The sequence below is a fragment of the Nitrospira japonica genome (genome assembly GCF_900169565.1).
Classification (GTDB): domain Bacteria; phylum Nitrospirota; class Nitrospiria; order Nitrospirales; family Nitrospiraceae; genus Nitrospira_C; species Nitrospira_C japonica_A.
Genome location: NZ_LT828648.1, coordinates 2,162,179 through 2,180,176 on the forward strand (window position 1 = coordinate 2,162,179; position 17,998 = coordinate 2,180,176).

The following is a 17,998-nucleotide window of genomic DNA, read 5'->3' on the forward strand; positions in this document are numbered from 1 at the left end:
TCCTATCGCTCAACATGAATCTGCCCTTACATGCGTAAAGTTAGCAGAAAGCTAGCTTAGCGGGGATAATTCACAGGGGGTTTGCTGGCCGGCAGAACTGAATCAGGAGGAAAGGCCGTAATGTATGCACTGTGTTTATACAGTTTTGATGAACTGAATAACCCGCCACATTCCCGTCGTTTTGCACACTTAACACATTCCTCCAGATATTCGTTCTTCCAATCACTAATGGATTTGCGGTAATTCTCAGTAACATCCGGATTTACCGTACAGAGTTGATGATTGTAGACCGAGGTTGGAACCCCATAGGAATTGAGCAAAGTCACCGCTTCACTGAGGACATCCTTGTACTCAAAAGGATCGATCCAGAGGAGATCCAAATTCGGGCGGGTAAAACCAGTAATTTCCAGTCCCATTAACGCCACGTGGTCAATGAATAGGAGGTTGCGTGCAATAAAGCGGCAGGTTTGAACGAGTCGATCCACAGTCTGTCGATGAATGACAATTCGAATTTCCACGCGCTGCTGGAGAGATTTGAGATTGAGTATGCCTTGAATGGTTTCATCAAATGCCCCACGACTCTGTACGACGTAGTCATGCCTGACGGCATCATCCGAGTAGATGGGAATGCCGACCATTAGCTCAGGATGCTGAACCTCAGCATAGGCCTTGGCAAAATCCATATCTTTAAACGCTCGCCCATTTGATAGCACGTCGATGGCCGTCTTTGGCAGAGAAGTTTTGGTATGCCGAAGTAGGTCAATGAAGCCTTGGCCATAGAGTGTCGGTTCTCCTCCTGAAAAGCCCAAGCATTCGGTCTCTGGTGGGATCATTGCAACCAGGTCTCTTGCTTCTTTCAGTAACCACGAGTCATCAATTTGCTTCGGGGGCTGTGAACACATGAGGCAATAATGGTCACACTGCTCGGTCAGCAGAATCGTATTGTTCGGAGAGGCTCTACGGTACAAGCAGCGGATTGCTCCTGAGGCGGGATCGAGGCGGAGAATATCGCCGTCATTGAGGTACGCGTATTCCTCACCGATCTGAAAGACATCACTTTGCTGCGCCTGTGTAACGGGGTAAGGCTGATCCGTCAGGATCGCTTTGAAGCCTTCAGGATTCATCCCCTGTCGCATCAGCAATGCTCTTGTTTGTCTCGCCTCAGGGGAAACGCGGTCATCAGTGGTCACCGTGATTAAGTACGGAGGATTGGCGGCGGTTTGTATGATTGGCAGTCGCCCGTGGAGTTTGAGCATTACCGATTTGCCCACTTGGTAAACAGTTGATTCACGAACGAGTCCTTCTCCATCTTCAAAATGAGATACCGAAAGATTTCCATGTTCCGCTTGCAGAACTCGGATTCTGGCTTTCTTCCCACATAATCTCCGTGTACGGCGTAGTGGTAAACCGGATCGGCTCCGCAGTAGGGCTCAAACGCACAATCGTGGCACATGGGATTGCTATAGGCGAAGGAGTCTTCTAGGGAATCGAGTAGCTTGGAAGAGGTGAAAATATCTTTGTACGTATCGGTCAACACGTGACCAAGTTTAAATTCTTCCTTGCCCATTTCCGCGAGCATCCGGCTCTCGTCAGATGCATACACATGCCCGTCGTAGTTGTACACCACCGCACCAATGCCAATCCCAGCCGGGCTCATCAGATCCACATAGCCGGGATCGTCACTAGTGAGCATCTTCTTGAGAATGGTTGAGGCGTAGTACTCGGAGAAGTCATGCCCGCGCCGATTCAACTCAATGATGTGTTCGAGCCCTTCCTTGAAAAATGTCAGCCAGCGATCGGTGTTGTACGCCTGATAGGAACGCGTCTTAATGGCAAAGCCATATGGGGAGAGCGGGCGAAGAAAAATCCCCTTGAAACCTTGAGCGACGTACTCATCGATGATCGCGATAGCATGCGAAAGGCTTGCCTCAGTGGTCGTCATCAAGGCAGACACCTGATCATGGCCGAGAGATTCCCTGGCAAGGGTAATGCCCCGAATCGTCCGTTCGTAGCTATCCCCTCCAGGACGTGGTCGATTCTGGTTGTGAAGATCTCGCGGCCCGTCAAGCGATGTCGAAATCAGGATGGAGTGATCACGACAGAACGTGAGCATTTCCTCGGTAATCAAAGCGAGGTTGGTCGCAATCACAAACGCCAACTCTTTCTTGAGTACTCGATTGCGTTCTTTGGCTTCCAATACGAGCGTTTGAATAAGGGGAAAATTGAGGAGAGGTTCGCCTCCTTGAAATTCGATCTTAATATGCGTGGATGGTGAACGAAGGGCTAGTGCAAGCGCGGCACGTCCCGCGTCAGGCCCCATGTCGTAACGTAAGGTATCCTGCGAACGTCGGGAAACTTGGCAGTACGGACAGGAGTGTTCACATCTCAGGGTAACCACAAACAGATGAAGGCCTGTAAATTCTGCCAGTCGATGATTGCGAGTACGAAGCTTGATGCTCAAGAGTTGAGGCGCAATGGCGGTGCTCGCATCCATGAGGAAATGCCTGGCTCGCAACTCGCAATATGCTGGGTCAGTTTGCTGAAGACGATGGGCGAGCAGATTTAGCAGGGTCGATCGTTCTGTCGTCCAATACTCCCCCGCGAGATTTGTGAGGACGTATTGCTCGTTCTGTAGATGGCTGAATCGAAAAGGGAGGAGACGATAGCTCGATGTGGACGGCTGATAGTGTTCAATGCCCTGGAAATGACTCATTGTCGATTAACCCGGTCTTCGAAAATGCATGCGCTAAGATTAGATTTCTCACGCCCTCTGTTTCGGCCTTCAATCGTTCTCGAAGATCCTGATCCAGCACTTCATTCTTGAATTCATTGATAAGTCGTTGCGCATTCTCCTCAGTTACCGTAGCTTTAAATGTGAGCGAGCACCGGATCTCATCAGCTTCCGTAGTAATATCGGTCGTGAATCTATCCAGATATCGGTAGGCGGCTTGTTTCACGGCAGTTACCGAGTACACATTCTTATCGAATGTCAGAGTCCTTGTGGGTTGATCGTGTCCCATAGAGACTATTGGCCAACTTGATGCGACCGGTGAGACGGATGGGATAAATGGTCACAATGGATTGGCATAGGAACAGTATCGAATGGTCTCCCAGGCACGAACGGCGTTCGCTGCGAAGCCTACGCGACGTTAATAACCCGAGCGATGCGATTGGTGGGATCTGTGCGATTGATGGGACACGTGGGATCCGTGACCCGCATACAGCGCTCCAGCACTCGATTGACGAAGGAGCAAGGCATGCGCTTCAGATCCGAGGACGTATTTCATCTCCTGGACCACTGGATCAAGCGCGGCAGATTTGTCGGATAGTGCCGCTGAGGTAGACGTGTCAGAGGATTTCGGTGCTTCTGTCGCTGGGATCGCCGCATGAATCTTGGCCGGTAGGATCGCCGCAATAGCAACTCCAATGGGAACGAGAAATCCTCTTGTTGCCATCTTTTCTCCTCCTCATTCGTGCCGAAGTCGGGAGATTATAGTCATTTGTATGACGCAATTCTACTTCCTCCTTAGAGGGGGTATGCAGAAAATGCATGTATTTCCCCTTACTTGACCTCTTGAGCGTCCTCCGTAGCACTCCTATAATCCCTCCGCACCACTGTGAGGCGTTGTCTTTTCAAAGAGGCTTCTCGCCATTTACCCATTTCGCAAGCCTTTTGGGGTCTGTACTACCATAAACGGCTGTGAGTTCTTAATGCCCTTCACGATTCGCCCTTTTCTTCGCACCCCACTCTGTTGCCCGGTCACTTATCAGGTCGAAGATTTTGAAGGCTTCGGTATGGTCTGGAATGTCACCCCGATGGGGTGGCGATTCTCTGGAAACTTGCCGCTACGAGTTGGCGAGGTGTGCTCGCTGACGGTACTGCTCCCTACGCATCGGGAAATCTATGTTGCGGCCGCCATTGTCCGGTGGGTGCGGGGCGAGGAGTTCGGGGTGGAGACGCTGGTGATGGATGAGGAATCGCGTGATGATCTAGGCTTGTTAATGAATCCCTCAAATAGGTGATGAACTGAGATATTGAACTATGACTCCATGGCGCAGATGGATCAGCATCGGATACTTTGCATCGGCATTTATGGCTGTAATCTATGTACCGTGGGTTCAGCACGACACCTCTTACCAGTTTTACGAGTATGCCTTCATTTTTAATCCTCCTCAGTTCAGGGCAGAAATCGCGTATGGCATTGTAATCCTGGAAATCCTTGCCATTAGTCTTGTGGCTTCGGCTCTATTTATCTTCGAAGATATTCTTGAGCCACGTGTTTCGCAGTGGATTGCCGAAGCTCAAAAACCCCCGCCCCCGCTGCGACCCCTTGATCCTCTCTGGGAGAAGAATTGGGAAAACGTTGGTCGCAGACTTGGGACCTTCTACCGTACGCTGCGACAGAAATCGCGGACTAAGCGGTCTTGATGCTGGTGCTCTTTTGGCTCTATCAGTTAATCCACGCACTCTTGTTTTTCTTCTCTGTGGTTCCCTCCTGTTTGCAAACACCGTTCTTGCCGACTTCATAGGCCTCGTCGTCTCCATCCTCGATGGCGACACCATCGAAGTCATGCAGGGGCAGCAAGCTCTGCGTATTCGACTTAATGAAATCGATTGCCCCGAGAAGAGGCAGGCATATGGAACCAAGGCGAAGCAGGCGGCCTCGGGGCTCGTGTTCGGGAAAGAGGTCACCGTACACACTCATGGCATGGACAAGTACGGCCGCACGATTGCTGACGTGCTGTTGCCAGACGGAACGAACGTGAATCATGCGCTCGTCAAAGGGGGCTGGTGCTGGTGGTATCGAAAATATGCGCCCACGGACGTGACCCTGGAGCAGTTGGAACAGTCTGCACGCGCCGCAAATTTAGGACTTTGGGCCGATCCGCAACCGATACCACCGTGGGAGTATCGGAAGGCTGTGCGCGGAAAGGCGCCGGCCTGGTTGGATCCGGAGCTGGAGGAAGGTATGGTTCGGTGAAGGCATGGGCTTTAGCTTACATAACCTAGAGATGGGCATCTCAATGTATAAATCTTACCTGCTCCTCGTGTTAACGCTGATGCTGTGGTCTATTCCATCCGAATCACTGGCCTTGCGGTCCGCCATGACGGGAGTAAATTTCGACGATGTTGAACTGACGCTACTTGTCCCCCCTGCCTATTACGAACAACTATATGACAGGGCTATTGAAGCGTTCGCGAAGGCGGGCTTGAGACCAAAGCGAGAAATCGATCGAACGATTCTACAAGAAGGGAAAGGGTATATTCTTTTCATCGAGCTTTGGGCAAAATCAATCGAAACCTGTCCTGGGCATTACCGCTACGAGCAGACCGCTGAGCTTCAAGAATGGGTCTACTTCGATAGAATCGGTGAACGCCTACTCATGAGTTCGCCTATGGGTTCGGATAATTCACTAGTAGTGACAGCCAAACCAGACTTAACTCGACTGCAACGGGACCTAGACGATCTATTGGCTGTCATTATCCAGCATTATCGCGTGGTGAACATGGAACGGTAAGACGTTAGTCTCAAACAGGGCCAAACGGCGACGGCAAATTCGTACCGGCAATCGATGACTCTCAAGCTTCTTCTGCTGAGCTGGAAACTAAGTTTCGTCCTGATAGCATTCCAGGGTTGTATTGTCATTTCCTACGGGACGTATAGCTCGCCAGCGATATCAGACTCGATTACGATAGACAGAAAGGAAAGCCTTCACTGGTATGGACGCCGCAAAGGCGATGTGCTTGCTCTACCCAACTTGCGGCTGGAGGTTCTTCCCATCAATGAACGGGTTACGATAAGCATTTGGGGGTTGATCGTGCCGTTCCTTCCGCTGCCGGGCGGCAGCAATGAGTCTGCGCTCTATTCGCCCTTTCAGTTCTTGATGACCCTGCGAATTCTCGATGGCGACGATAAGCTTACGCTGCTCCCCGGGGAAATTGTGCTCCAGTTCCACGACGGCAAGTCGATTCGACCAAGCGCCTTCTGGGGACCGCAATCCGGACCAGCAAATTGCCGGGCATATGAAAATACAAAAGTGCGGCAAGCCGCGACGCCAATAACACCCACCCATGAATCCCTAGCTATTACGACGGGCACGTGCGTCACCTTGCTTTTCGATCGTTCTCCCCCGCCTCCTGATGAAGAATTCAGCCTTCTGGTAAAGGGGATACGACAAGGGGGCAAGCCAATAGGTGTCCCAGCTATCAATTTTCAAAGGGAATCCATGTGGGTGATGGAAAGAGCTCACGACAATTGAGAACACACCAAGACCATGTTGAGGTGAATCTCTCCATAGTGGCGATCTCATAGGAATCCATCACGCTTCAGATTCTTCAAAATTTGATCGAAGGGACGTGTCGGTTCTTTGGCGCGCGTATCAAAGGCTTCTAAATCGACCTGCATCTTCGCGGAGTGTCTCAACCACGGCGGCATTGATCAGCCCTCAAACCGAGCGATCGGTGCGTCGAAATCAAGACGGGGAAGCGACGGATCATCGAGTATCTCTTGAGCCTCCTTCTAAGGTCGCTCAAAGAAAGCATGCGGGAACGCTAGGCTCAGACGGACGATCCGTCGAGGCTCCGTGAGGGTTGGGATGGAAGGGAATAGCTATGGGAACTCACGTGGTTGATCGGCTCGATGTCAGGACTGATTCGCTATTTCACGAGCCAGACGCGGTAGGTTTTGGCGGCGAGCGGTTTGGCGACTTTCAGCACGCCGGTTGCACCGGGGTTCATGACGTCGTCTCCGGATACGCTGCGTCTGGCTGGATAGCGCTCGGTGCGGATGAGGAACTTTTGATCATCGTAGAAGTCCACCATGATGTCGGCCGTTTCGCGTAGTCCGCCTTGGTAGTTCGTGTTCAGCCAATCGAGCCGCCGCAGCGCTTGGTATTCGATGGAGATGGTGCCGTTGGCTTCATCTCGGACGGCGAGGATCTTGAGCGAGCGGTTTTGATCGAGATTGTCTGCACCGGAAGGTTCGCCCGCCAGTTGCGTTCGGATCGCCTTCACGCTTTCGTCCACGACGAGCGTGCCGCGGACACGACAGGTTACGGTCTTGCCCTGCTGGAATTGTTCGAGGATTTGCTGGTCCTTGACGTACTTGGTCACGAGGTTGTTGGCCACCTCGCGCAGCAATACGGAGTCGACGACGTTGGCGGTTTGATCGCGATACGGGGCCGATTCGGTCACGGCCAGTCTCCAGGCTTCGCGGCAGGCCAGTGTCAGCGCATCCGACGGCGTCTCCGGATCGTGAAACGTGTAGCGATATTCGCCCGTCACCTCGGTCTTCTCCGGTGCGGCTTCCGCGGCAAAGTTGGTCAAGGGAGTCAAAAGGAGGAGGACGAGGACGCCAAGGGTCGGTTTGTGTGAGTTCACCATGTGACCCTCCTCTCCCGTCTGGACGAACGCGTGTTCATCGGCCCGGTCAAATCACGGGCACATCCTACCATGCGGATTGAGCAACATAAAGGCAGCGCGACGGCCTTTGGCCGCACCTGTCGCGGACGGAGGCGCCGCCGATCGAAACCTGGGTCCGAGCCGCTATAACGCCGCTTTCAAAGCTTGAACTGTGAGGGGACTGCAACCCTCGGCCCGATTGTTGGCGAGCACATAGATAGGTATGCCCTCATGAACCGCCTGTTTGATGATCAGGACCGTGTCCTGTCTCATGCGCGGCTGTTCTTGTACGACCCGGTTGTAGGGTTTGTACCGCGCGACGGCCTTTTCATATGCGAGGCCGAGCGGAGTCAGCAGCCGCAGGACGGCGAACGAGGCGGAAAAGCGACGGTCCAAGACTTGGTGCTGGGAGGCCAGCGGCGGCATGGAGGTCCAGTGGTTGTAGACGTGAGCGACGTTACGCGCCCGGAGGATGTCGGCGTAGCGACGGCCGAGCAGGGCCGGGTTGCGGATTTCGACCGCATACCGCTGGCCGGAAGGAAGTCGTTCCAAGAATTGATCGAGCTGGTTGAGAAAGGCGGGTGCTTCGATGCCCCATCGTTGAAACTCGAAGATGAACGGACCGAGTTTGCCGCCCAAACCCGTTATCGACGGAGTCAGCACGGACTCATGAAACAGGGAGACGTCTAAGAAATGCGGATTGGATTTTCCCGCTCTCGCTCCATAGCGCGGCAGGTTGGCGTAGGCGGGAACGGTGATGTCCTCCCAGACTTTCTGGCAAAAGTGAAAGCCGTCCGGCACCTGCCCGGCGTAGTGCGCGAGTTGGTTCGCATCGGCCGGGTGATAAAAAGAATGATCGATGCCCACGGTGCGGAACAGCGGCGACTCTCCGTCGTGGAACGTGTGCGCCGCATATTCGGCGAGCGTGTCTTGGCTAAAGCGGCCTTTCGGATACGCCCGATGGTAGACCAATCCCTGCCAGCCTTCGTAGGCCCAGGAACTGGTACCGAATCGCACGAGGTCGGAGAGGGAATTCATACGGCTGCATTCTACTGAAATCGTGTTCAAGAACAATAGGATAGCTTGACTTGAGTGGCGTCTTCACTCAGACTCTCCCCTTATGTCGGATTCCCACGAATCTTCTCTCCTCGCGACTCTGGCCGAACGGGTTGGCATCGCCTCGGAATATTACGACATCGGCGGGACGTTGCACGTCGCATCCGATGAGACGAAGCGGGCGATTCTCTCCGCGATGGGATTCACTGTCCGTTCGACTGAAGATCTCGCTGCAGCGTTGGAAGATTGGGATGAAGCGCCCTGGCGCCGTCCGTGCGAGCCGGTGCTGGTGGTGCGAGATGGGGCCGGCGAACCGGTGGTGCGCTGCTGTCTCATACTTGAAGACGGTAAAGAACGATCGGCGGTCGTGCGATGGACGATCGCGGACGAAAGCGGGCAACCGCTGCGGTCCGGTGAAGCGGGCCCTGGCCTATCGGCGGCCGAAGCGAGATGTGTGGACGGGCAACGGCGGGTCAAACTGGATTGCCGCCTGCCGGGTGACCTGCCGATCGGCTATTACCAGGTGACGGTTCAGGCATCGGGACTGGCCGGCGGTTCGTCCGGGACGATGCGTTTGATCGTGGCCCCGCAGCAGTGCTATTTGCCGCCTGCGCTTGCGGATCACCGGCGTATTTGGGGCGTGGCGCTGCAACTCTATTCATTGTCGTCGAATCGAAATTGGGGCTGCGGAGACTTTACGGATCTGGGCGCGGTGGTCGAATGGGCCGGTACCTCGCTGGGCGCGGGCTTGATCGGTCTCAATCCACTGCACGCACTGCGGAACAGCGCCCCGCACCATACGAGCCCGTATGCACCCGTCACGCGCCTCTTTCTCAATGAGCTCTATATTGATCTCGAACGGTTGCCGGAATTCTGGGCCTCCCAAGAGGCGCAGCGTCGGTTCCAAGCGCCGGAGTTCCAGGCCAAGCTCAAGGCTCTGCGCGAGAGCCGCCGGGTAGACTATGGCGCCATTGCCGACGCTAAGCGGAACTTGTTGGATTTAGCCTATCGGCAATTCTTGACGGAGCACTATGCCGGGCAGGAGCCTGACTTACAGCCGAAGACCGCCCGCGCCAAGGTGCTCGAGCGGTTTATTCGGGCCGAAGGCGAGCCGCTCGAACTGTATGCCACGTTCCAGACGCTGGAAGAGGAACGCCGACTGATTCAACCGACCGCCTCGTCGTGGCGCGATTGGCCCGCACAGTTTCAATCCCCCGGGCCGGCCGTGCGCGAATATGGGAAGCGGCATCGAAAGCGCCTGAGATTCTTTCAGTATATTCAGTGGGTTGCGTCTGAACAATTGGGCGAAAACCGGCGACGGTCGGAACAGGCAGGCATGACAATCGGATTGTACAACGATCTGGCTTTGGGCGCGGAGCGGTTCGGCGCCGAGTCCTGGATGTTTCAGTCGACGCTTGCGCTTGAGGCGGATTGCGGCGCGCCCCCGGACTCCTTGGGACCGGAGGGTCAGAATTGGGGATTGCCGCCGGTCAATCCGCTGGCGTTGCGTTCCAGCGGGTATGAACTGATCATCCGCCTGCTGCGCAACAACCTCCGGTTCGGCGGCGCGATTAGGCTGGATCATGTGATGGCGCTGTGCCGGCTCTTCTGGATCCCGCGCGGAAAACCGGCGGCGGAGGGGACGTATGTGCACTATCCGTTCGAAGACCTGCTGGCCATTGTCGCACTGGAGAGCGTGCGGGCGAAGACGTTGGTCATTGGCGAGGATCTCGGCACCGTCCCCGATTGGGTGCGGGAGGAACTGGCAAAAGCCGGTGTTCTATCCTATCGCGTCTTCTATTTCGAACGTCACGGCGATGGAACCTGCAAAGCGCCGAATGAATATCCCGAACAGTCGCTTGCCGTGGTCGGCACGCACGATCTGCCGACCTTGACCGGGTTCTGGTCCGGCCAGGATCTGCAGGTTCGAGCGGCGCTGGGTACCTCGGGAGATGATGACGCCAAACGTCGGGCATGGGAGGACCGTCGACGGGATAAAGGGCGCATGCTGGAGGCGCTCGCCCGTGAAGGCTTGTTGCCGGAAGGTGTCTCCATCGACCCGGACTCGACCCCCTCGATGACGCCGGCTCTGTGCCAAGCGATCCATGTCTACCTCGCCCGCAGCATGTCCGCCGTCGTGTTGGCCAATCTGGAGGATGGTTTGGAGGAACTGTCGCAGACCAACCTGCCTGGCACGATCGATTCCCATCCCAATTGGAATAGAAAGTATGCCGTATCGGTGGAAGCCCTGCCTGCCGACCCTCGTTTGCACGACCTGGCCGCCGTCTTGCGTTCCACACGCCCTCTAGGCTAAGACCTTCCGTCGGGATGGAGGTTTCGTCGGCATCCTTTCCTAATAAGGGACGGGATCTCCAGACCCTTCGTCGCGGACGTTCAAGATGAACAAGCAGAACCGCATTCTCCTGGCCGTCGCGGGAGTCGTCTTTCTTGCCATCGTGATTCTCGAAACCGCTGCGCCGGCGAACATCGTCGCCGCATACGGTTTGGTGTTTCCCATTTTGCTGGTCGCACGGCTGCGCAATCGGGTGTTGATGGTGCTGGCGGTCGTCTGCTGTGTGGCGGCGACCTATCTAGGGCTCATGCAGCCCACGAAGCCTGGGCGTTTTCAGGCCGCGGTCATCAATCGCTCGGTCGTCGCGGGCGTGTTGATGGTGGTGGCGTATGTCGGCATGACATGGGAAGAGCGGAAGGCGAGGGAAGAGGCGTCAAAGGCGGCTCTCGCACAACAGACCGAAAGTCTGCTGCGTGCCAATACGCTGTTGGTGGACGCGAAAGATCAATTGAATCGTTCGGAGCGTCTGGCGGCCGTCGGGCAGCTCGTGGCCTCCGTCGCTCACGAAGTCGGGACGCCGCTGCATTCGATCGCGTGGCATGTGCAGGCCTTGGCCGAGGAGCCGGGTGTCACGCCGGCCATGAAGAAGCGCATCACGGTCATCGACGAGCAGTTAAATCGTGTGGTCCGAATCATTCAAGACCTGCTGTCTTCGACCAGACAGCGGAAGCCCGAACCCGTGTGGATGTCGACGGAACGGGTCATCAATCCCGCCACGGCGCTGATGGAACCGGCGTTCCACGCGAAAGGGGTGTCGTTAAGCACCGAGTTGGCCATCGGAATTCCGCATGTATGGGCCGATGCGGAGAAGGTGCATCAAGTGCTGGTCAACCTGCTGGCGAACGCCTTGGCAGCGACGGCCCAACATGGCTCGGTCATCGTGCAAGCGAGCGGTCGCCCCGCTACGGCGGAGGAAGTGGACGTGGCGCGACGGATGGCCCCGGACATGACGGCGATGATGGTGACCATCGCCGTGCGTGACACGGGGGTGGGGATGCCGGCGGCGGACGTCCAGCGGGCCTTTCATCCATTTTTCACCACGAAGGAAGTTGGCAAAGGAACCGGATTGGGACTATTCTTGAGCCGTGAAACGGTGACGGCGCATGGAGGGAGCCTGTCCCTCCAGAGCGAAGCCGGTCGCGGAACTGTGGTGACGGTGATATTGCCCGGGAAGATGCCGAATCCAAGCGCAACGGTATAGAGACAATCATGAAAACTGCGACGATTGTGGTGGTTGACGACGATGCGGTGGCCCGTGAGCTGTTGGCGGAAGCGTTGAAGAAAGAAGGCTATAACGTTGAGGCCTTCGGGAGCGGCGAAGAGGCGATCGCACGCGGACGTGAAGGGTCGGTGGACCTCGTGCTCACCGATATCCGCATGGGGGCGGTGGACGGCCTGACGGTGTTACGCGAGTTTAAGCGGACAAGCCCGGATACCGCCGTCGTCGTGCTGACGGCCTTCGGCTCGCTGGAAGGCGCGATCGAGGCCATCAAGCAGGGTGCCTACGACTATTTGGCCAAGCCGTTCAAGAAGGAGGAGATCAAACTCGTCGTCGAACGGAGCTTGGATCATTGCCGTCTGGTCCGGGAAAATGCGCGATTCCGGGAAGAGCTGAAAGGTAAAGAGGATTGGTCGCCGCTGGTGGGCAGCAGCCCTGCCATGCTCGAAGTCTATAAGCTGGTCGCCCGGGTGTCGGAAGGCAAGAGCACGGTATTGTTGCAGGGCGAAAGCGGAACCGGAAAGGAACTGATCGCCCGTGCCATCCATGCGAACGGACCCCGGCGTGAGAATACGTTCGTGCCTGTAAATTGCGGAGCGCTTCCGGACGCGCTGCTCGAATCGGAGATGTTCGGGCATGAGAAGGGTGCATTTACCGGAGCGGTGGGTACCAAGACGGGTCTCTTCGAATCGGCCAGCGGCGGCACCCTGTTTCTCGACGAGATCGGAGAATTGGGGCAGGCGCTGCAAGTGAAGCTGCTGCGCGTCATGCAGGAGCAGGAGGTCAGGCGGGTCGGCGGCACGGCCTCGATCAAGGTCGACGTGCGGATTATCGCGGCGACAAATCGGGACTTGGAGCAACTCGTCAAGGAGGGAAAGTTCCGCGACGACTTGTTCTACCGGCTCAACGTCGTCCGCATTACGTTGCCTTCGCTCAAGGAGCGTCAGGAAGACATTCCCATGTTGGCCCATCATTTCCTGCAAAAGTGCGGCGTCGGCGCGACGAGAGCCGTGAGAGGGTTTCATCCGGACACGCTGACGCTCTTGCAACACTATCGTTGGCCGGGAAACGTCCGCGAACTGGAAAATGCTATTGAACGGGCTGTTTCGCTGAGTCGGGGCCCGCTCCTGACGCCGGACGACTTGCCGTCGGCGATCCGTCAAGCGGGATCGGAGCCGATCCAACGGGTGGAGTCGGCGGAGTCCCCTGGTGAGGCCTATCTCACGCTCGAGGAAGTGGAGAAACGCCACCTCATACGCGTGCTGAAAGAAATGAAGGGTAACAAGGTCAAGGCGGCGAAGGTGCTTGGCATTGACCGGCGGACCCTGTATCGGATGGCGGATCGCTTCGGGGTCGATCTTGGAGATGACGGGGAAGGGGGGGAGGCCGCACCCGTTTCCAACTAGGCCGAGCGGACAACAGTGGATCGCTCGAGGCGCAACCTGAAGTTTAGAGCAAATGGAGGGCGTTCTTGATCAAACGGAGTTGGTTCTCAGCGCTTTGAGGTAAAGCCGTCCGGGAGTCTTCCCACCGCGTAAACAGTCCGTCTTTCCCCTGGTAAAACACATGGAGCTTCAGCCTGGTACTATCCTCTGAGGCGGGAGTCACTTTGGCTTCCACCCAGCTCTTTCCCGTACCGAATCGCCAGTCCAGCATCCAGTCCCAAGGCCCGCGCATGTCTCGTCTGTGGCTTGTTACCATTTGTTCGTCGTCCTTGGGTTCGACGGTGTAACCCCCATCGGTCAGTACGTCGATCACTGCGATTCTGACCTGTTCGGCCGGAACCGGCAGCATGACGTCGATGATGTCGGGCTCATGGGGAATGGAGGGGCCGGCGCACGCGAGGGTTCCTAGGAGGGAGAGGCAGAGGGCTATTCGAGGGAGGATGGCGATCACTTGACCTTGGTTTCTTTCAATCGATAGACGAGATGCGTGTCGGTCTGCGTCACTCCTTCGATGGCATGAATCCGGCTGAGCACCAGCTGCGTCAAGGCATCTTGGTCCGCCACTTCCACGACGGTAATGATGTCGGGCTTTCCCCAGCAAGGGTCTACGGTCTTAATCTGCTTGATGTCCCGAAGTGCCCGGACCACACTGCTGGTCTGTCCTGGTAACACGTGAATCAACACATACGCACGGTCGGCCATAACTACCCCGCCGTCTACCGGCGCATGGATTGTACAAGGCACCGCCGGAATGGCAGGTTCGCCGTCAACGTAGCGGATGCCTCGTGTGCCTGTCAATGTGCCGGCGGGCGATTTCGCTGCGGGGGAGAGTGTGGCGACAGGAGACTTCGCTTTCTTCATCGATGGCCTCATTTCGGTGCGACGTAGACGTCGACGGTCAATTGATCGCTGATACTGATGAGATCGGTCTCGAGCCCTCGCGGATTGCCGATCCGCCCTTCCGGGTCATATACGAAATACAAGAGCGTCGAGCAGCCCTTCAGAGTTCGGCAATGTTCGATATCGGCTCGCAATTGCTCCATGAGGTCTCTTGTGTTCAATCCGGACCTGGTCTTTTTCACGATCACCGCAAGACGGCCGTCATTGAGCAGAAACCTGACGCGCGGTGTGCCGTTGGCGTAGTCGGGCACCCACTCACTCGTTTCGATGTCGTCGAAGGAAACGCGCAGCAGGGCATGCAGCAGATCTTGAGCATCCAGTTCGTCCTCGACATTCAGCGTGGCTCGATACTCGCCTCGGAGGCGGAGCTGCCGGACTATCATATGGAATCGCTTGCAAAGGGACTTGACCATCTCCAAGGGATCGGCGCCCGGCTCGCCACTGGCTGATGACGTTGGTTTCGACGCAGGGGACGATTCCGAGAAGAGCGCCTTGGGAACCGTAGAAACGGGTGTCGCCCCGGGTGGGATGAGATCGGGGGCGGCTAGCTTCGTTTCGGGAGCAACGGACGGCGTCGGCATCGATGCCGGCGCGGGAAGTGGTGCAACCGTGGGTGTCATAGGTTGTGTTTCCTGCAATGAAGGTTGTGGGGGAACAGGGGCGACCGCCTGATTGAGCGTAACCGGTTTGGGAGCAGAAACAGCAAGAGGAGCAGACAGTGAGGGGGCTGGAGTCGATGGCGGATAAACGGCCGTTAAGATCGCCGCATTGTGCTGGTTCGCTGGAGTCTGAGGACTTCCAGTGGGAGGAGCTGCCGGTGATTGTGGTGCGGCCGGCATCGATGGCGGTGGCTCAGGTGCAGCCTGCTGCCGGGTCATGTCTAGATTTGTGGTCAGCGCAACAGACATCGTAATGGGTGGAGGCAAGACCGGAGCGGCCGGAGTAATGGTCACCTGTGCTGAAGGAGTCGTGGAAGGCACGAGCGTCAGTGAGGGGCGCGGTGCAGTTGGGGCAGTAGCGGGCGGTGGAGGAGGTGTTTCCACAACCGGGGGAGGCTTAAGACCTTGTAGTTCCAATTTCTTATCTTCTAGGGCTCCAATGAGGCTCTTGAGGAGTGCAACCGTCTGTTTGGTATCAGCCGGTGTTTCCACCGAGAGGCGATGTTGTCGATAGGCTTGAAATTCCGGTGACTTGTCTCCGAACGTCTTCTTGATACATTCCTTCAGCTGAAGCTCGGTGCGTGCACGGGCGCCTTCCAAATAGGGAAACCCGTCGCGTCCCAGGTCTTCGATCTGCGGAATGAAGCTCTGCAGACGTTCGATGCCTTGAGCGATGTCTTCCAACATCGCGGTCTTCGACCGCGAGCGCTCTGCCTTTACTCGTGCCATGATGCGTGGAAAAAGTGTATCGGAGGCCATAGGCTCTGACAAGAAAACACCGTAATCCCGACAGTCAGGGGCGCATTTTCCGGATGACGAATTCACTCGTTCGATTCCTACGCGGCTGAATCAAGTTCCGCCAGCTCTTCGCCCGCGTGTGGATCCTGGGATACCGCCGCCGCCGAGAGGACCACGTGCGCGCTCTGTTGTTTACGACGATTCCGTTCCAAGACGGCGTCGAGCACGTAGCCGCAGTTGATGCACCGCCATGTGGTGGTCCACCACTCTCCACCACTCTCCTGGAGATCCACGAAATGGTCACGAACCATGCAACCGTGACAACGATGGCAATTCATGAAGCGCTCCTTTCAATGAGGTTTCGTGATTCAATGATCCAAAAATATCGGACTTCGCACGATGCGGTTAGACCTGAAAGCAGTACCTCGAAAGAGGGTGTTGGAAGACCTGGAACGATTGAAGTGATTGATTGTTTGGGGAAAAACAACGAGATTTCTGGGGAGGAGAAGCTTGGGTCGGCCTATTTAATTGGACCAACCCGTCTTCGCTCGGAATCTGAGTCAGTAGGAAAGACCTTGTTACGGTTTGATTTTTTCGATGGTTGCCAGTTTTTGGTCCGCCCCGTAGGTGAGATGGAAAATGACGAGTTTGTCCTTAAAAGCAATCTCGACAGGGGTAAAAATAAGTTCTGTCAGGCATAACGTGAAAAAATCGGCTGCGAAGTAGAAAAATCCTGTGAAGAATTTGGCGATGCCGCTATGTGCGTCAGGATCGAGTTTGTACCGGTCGTCGTAACCTCCGTCTTCCCGGGTGAAAAAATTGTCTGGCTGGCCGAGTTCGTTGATGACAGTCGATCGTTGAGCTCCCAGTTGAATGACGGTGAGATCTCCTCTTTTGGTATCGCGACTTGCTACCATGAGGACCGAACAGCCAGAAAGGCTCATGACGAGTAGGATCGCGACGAACACGTTTGGCTTTCGCATATCCCCTCCCTACCGAGTGAAAAACAATCAAGATCTTTCAATAAAGATAGCAAGCGAGATGGTGCCGCACTCAAGGCATTGATAGCATTGATGTTTCAACTGAGCCTCCATGTCTCAAATACTTCGATGAGAACTTGATTCTCTCAAGCAGAGAGGAGAGAAAAATCTAATCCCACAAGGAACAACAAACCATGTGTAACTTCCAAGGGGGTGCAGATGGGCTGGTTTGCTGGATCACTCGATGCCGTCACAAAACGGAAGAGTCAGCGGTGAGGTGTCGTCGGTAGTGGTAGCAATGGCGACCGCTCCCCTGATCGTCGAGGGTGGAGTGGCGTTCCAAGTACCTGATGTTGTGGGAGAAAATTTGGTGCCCCCGATACGAATTGAACGTACGACCCGCGGTTTAGGAAACCGCTGCTCTATCCAACTGAGCTACGGGGGCATGGTTGAATATCATATAGTTGCGCGCTCCCAGGGACAAGCGCTTTTTCGGCGTAGTGGAATAACGGCGAAGTTGTCTAGGCATTTCCCTCCTTGACTTAGCGATGCAACCAGCTCAGGCTGAATAAGACAATTCTATACACATCTGCCGACGGCCTCCTGGAAGGCCCGACCGCCGCCATTTGTGAGAAAGGCGGTCGCTCTATGGCGGACTCTCCGGATAAATCTGTTCGCAATCAAGTCCAGACCCACCTGCGTGCTTCTGATCGCATGCTCCTGTCAATCGAACCGCACTTGCTGACCGAGGAAATGCAAATTGCCAGGGACTCGATACGACGACTGAAGCAGATGATCACTCTCCAGCAAGACCGTCTGAAGAAGGCACGGCATCAGCCAGGAGGAAGTTCCTCCCACGCACGTCGATTGCGAGCCTCTACGGTGGATGCGCTCTCAATATGCAAGCTCACACTCCTGCAATTAAAACAAAGTGCTGACCAGCTCAAAATCGCTTGGGCTTCGCTCGACGATTAGTAGAGGACCGCCGACTCATGGGATTACGAAGGAACAAGAAGGACGGAGCAGACAGCGTACAGGAGATTCCGGCCCACCAATTAATCGCTCACTTTATGTCGGCAAGTGTGCCGCTGGAGCAGTACTTACAACGAGGAAAGCCGCTAACACTCCAGGAAATCGACTTGATCTCACTGACCGTCATGGGTCTCCAGACGTTTATCGAGGTATGGAAACGAAAAAAATCCATTCCTATTAAGTAGAAATCGGTTTTACTCCTTCCCGTGTAAGT

Annotated in this window: 20 protein-coding genes and 1 tRNA gene; 9 read left to right on the top strand and 12 right to left on the bottom strand. The window is 55.7% G+C overall.

Annotated elements, in window-relative coordinates:
• Positions 1-56 precede the first annotated feature (56 nt).
• The 4 genes from hxsC to hxsA2 all read right to left on the bottom strand — a co-directional run bounded on the left by hxsC (position 57) and on the right by hxsA2 (position 3,455).
• Entirely contained in the window at positions 57-1,256 is a 1,200-nt protein-coding gene (hxsC, locus tag NSJP_RS10380) for a His-Xaa-Ser system radical SAM maturase HxsC (protein WP_080888561.1), read from the bottom strand.
• A complete protein-coding gene (gene hxsB, locus NSJP_RS10385) occupies positions 1,256-2,713 on the bottom strand; it encodes a His-Xaa-Ser system radical SAM maturase HxsB (protein WP_080886835.1) in 1,458 nt (485 codons plus the stop codon). Before hxsB ends, hxsC begins: the two co-directional genes overlap by 1 nt.
• The gene (hxsD, locus tag NSJP_RS20130) at positions 2,691-3,020 is read right to left on the bottom strand and encodes a His-Xaa-Ser system protein HxsD (protein ID WP_080886836.1); all 330 of its coding nucleotides are present in this window, start codon (positions 3,018-3,020) and stop codon (positions 2,691-2,693) included. Before hxsD ends, hxsB begins: the two co-directional genes overlap by 23 nt.
• Before the next feature lie 129 nt (positions 3,021-3,149).
• A complete protein-coding gene (gene hxsA2, locus NSJP_RS20135) occupies positions 3,150-3,455 on the bottom strand; it encodes a His-Xaa-Ser repeat protein HxsA2 (RefSeq protein ID WP_407938620.1) in 306 nt (101 codons plus the stop codon).
• 256 nt (positions 3,456-3,711) lie between these two features.
• Between hxsA2 and NSJP_RS10395 the strand changes: the two genes are divergently transcribed.
• The 4 genes from NSJP_RS10395 (at position 3,712) to NSJP_RS10415 (ending at position 6,261) form a co-directional block, all read left to right on the top strand.
• Positions 3,712-4,023, top strand: coding sequence for a PilZ domain-containing protein (locus NSJP_RS10395; RefSeq protein ID WP_155970087.1), 312 nt, complete (start codon positions 3,712-3,714; stop codon positions 4,021-4,023).
• A gap of 353 nt (positions 4,024-4,376) precedes the next feature.
• Positions 4,377-4,982 (top strand): thermonuclease family protein, encoded by a 606-nt coding sequence (locus tag NSJP_RS10405; protein WP_172834280.1) that lies wholly within the window; start codon positions 4,377-4,379, stop codon positions 4,980-4,982.
• A 31-nt stretch (positions 4,983-5,013) separates the two neighbouring features.
• Positions 5,014-5,520 carry a hypothetical protein gene (locus tag NSJP_RS10410; RefSeq protein WP_155970091.1) on the top strand — a complete coding sequence of 169 codons (507 nt, stop codon included), beginning with the start codon at positions 5,014-5,016 and terminating at the stop codon, positions 5,518-5,520.
• A gap of 54 nt (positions 5,521-5,574) precedes the next feature.
• Positions 5,575-6,261, top strand: coding sequence for a hypothetical protein (locus NSJP_RS10415; protein WP_080886841.1), 687 nt, complete (start codon positions 5,575-5,577; stop codon positions 6,259-6,261).
• A 397-nt stretch (positions 6,262-6,658) separates the two neighbouring features.
• On the opposite strand, the gene NSJP_RS10420 is transcribed toward NSJP_RS10415, so the two are convergent.
• Positions 6,659-7,384 carry a hypothetical protein gene (locus NSJP_RS10420; RefSeq protein WP_080886842.1) on the bottom strand — a complete coding sequence of 242 codons (726 nt, stop codon included), beginning with the start codon at positions 7,382-7,384 and terminating at the stop codon, positions 6,659-6,661.
• A 162-nt stretch (positions 7,385-7,546) separates the two neighbouring features.
• Positions 7,547-8,440, bottom strand: a complete 894-nt coding sequence (locus NSJP_RS10425; protein WP_080886843.1) for a DUF72 domain-containing protein — start codon at positions 8,438-8,440, stop codon at positions 7,547-7,549.
• Positions 8,441-8,522: 82 nt separating this feature from the next.
• On the opposite strand from NSJP_RS10425, the gene malQ reads away from it, so the two are divergent.
• From malQ to NSJP_RS10440, 3 genes are all read left to right on the top strand, one after another.
• Entirely contained in the window at positions 8,523-10,772 is a 2,250-nt protein-coding gene (gene malQ, locus NSJP_RS10430) for a 4-alpha-glucanotransferase (RefSeq protein ID WP_080886844.1), read from the top strand.
• An 85-nt stretch (positions 10,773-10,857) separates the two neighbouring features.
• Positions 10,858-12,012 carry a sensor histidine kinase gene (locus tag NSJP_RS10435; RefSeq protein ID WP_080886845.1) on the top strand — a complete coding sequence of 385 codons (1,155 nt, stop codon included), beginning with the start codon at positions 10,858-10,860 and terminating at the stop codon, positions 12,010-12,012.
• An 8-nt stretch (positions 12,013-12,020) separates the two neighbouring features.
• On the top strand, positions 12,021-13,436 hold the full coding sequence (locus NSJP_RS10440; protein WP_080886846.1) for a sigma-54-dependent transcriptional regulator: 1,416 nt from the start codon (positions 12,021-12,023) through the stop codon (positions 13,434-13,436).
• A 43-nt stretch (positions 13,437-13,479) separates the two neighbouring features.
• On the opposite strand, the gene NSJP_RS10445 is transcribed toward NSJP_RS10440, so the two are convergent.
• The 6 genes from NSJP_RS10445 to NSJP_RS10470 all read right to left on the bottom strand — a co-directional run bounded on the left by NSJP_RS10445 (position 13,480) and on the right by NSJP_RS10470 (position 17,197).
• A complete protein-coding gene (locus tag NSJP_RS10445; protein WP_080886847.1) occupies positions 13,480-13,926 on the bottom strand; it encodes a hypothetical protein in 447 nt (148 codons plus the stop codon).
• Positions 13,923-14,336 carry an Lrp/AsnC ligand binding domain-containing protein gene (locus tag NSJP_RS19740; protein WP_231989364.1) on the bottom strand — a complete coding sequence of 138 codons (414 nt, stop codon included), beginning with the start codon at positions 14,334-14,336 and terminating at the stop codon, positions 13,923-13,925. Before NSJP_RS19740 ends, NSJP_RS10445 begins: the two co-directional genes overlap by 4 nt.
• A gap of 8 nt (positions 14,337-14,344) precedes the next feature.
• Positions 14,345-15,721: a PD-(D/E)XK nuclease domain-containing protein gene (locus NSJP_RS19285; protein ID WP_155970093.1), complete on the bottom strand. Its 1,377-nt coding sequence runs from the start codon at positions 15,719-15,721 to the stop codon at positions 14,345-14,347.
• A gap of 149 nt (positions 15,722-15,870) precedes the next feature.
• The gene (locus tag NSJP_RS10460; protein ID WP_155970095.1) at positions 15,871-16,110 is read right to left on the bottom strand and encodes a hypothetical protein; all 240 of its coding nucleotides are present in this window, start codon (positions 16,108-16,110) and stop codon (positions 15,871-15,873) included.
• 240 nt (positions 16,111-16,350) lie between these two features.
• Positions 16,351-16,755, bottom strand: coding sequence for a hypothetical protein (locus NSJP_RS10465; RefSeq protein WP_080886850.1), 405 nt, complete (start codon positions 16,753-16,755; stop codon positions 16,351-16,353).
• 365 nt (positions 16,756-17,120) lie between these two features.
• Positions 17,121-17,197 (bottom strand) — tRNA-Arg (locus tag NSJP_RS10470).
• Positions 17,198-17,400: 203 nt separating this feature from the next.
• Here NSJP_RS10470 and NSJP_RS10475 point away from each other — a divergent pair.
• The gene (locus tag NSJP_RS10475; protein WP_080886851.1) at positions 17,401-17,727 is read left to right on the top strand and encodes a hypothetical protein; all 327 of its coding nucleotides are present in this window, start codon (positions 17,401-17,403) and stop codon (positions 17,725-17,727) included.
• A 17-nt stretch (positions 17,728-17,744) separates the two neighbouring features.
• Positions 17,745-17,969 carry a hypothetical protein gene (locus NSJP_RS19745; RefSeq protein ID WP_080886852.1) on the top strand — a complete coding sequence of 75 codons (225 nt, stop codon included), beginning with the start codon at positions 17,745-17,747 and terminating at the stop codon, positions 17,967-17,969.
• Positions 17,970-17,998 lie beyond the last annotated feature (29 nt).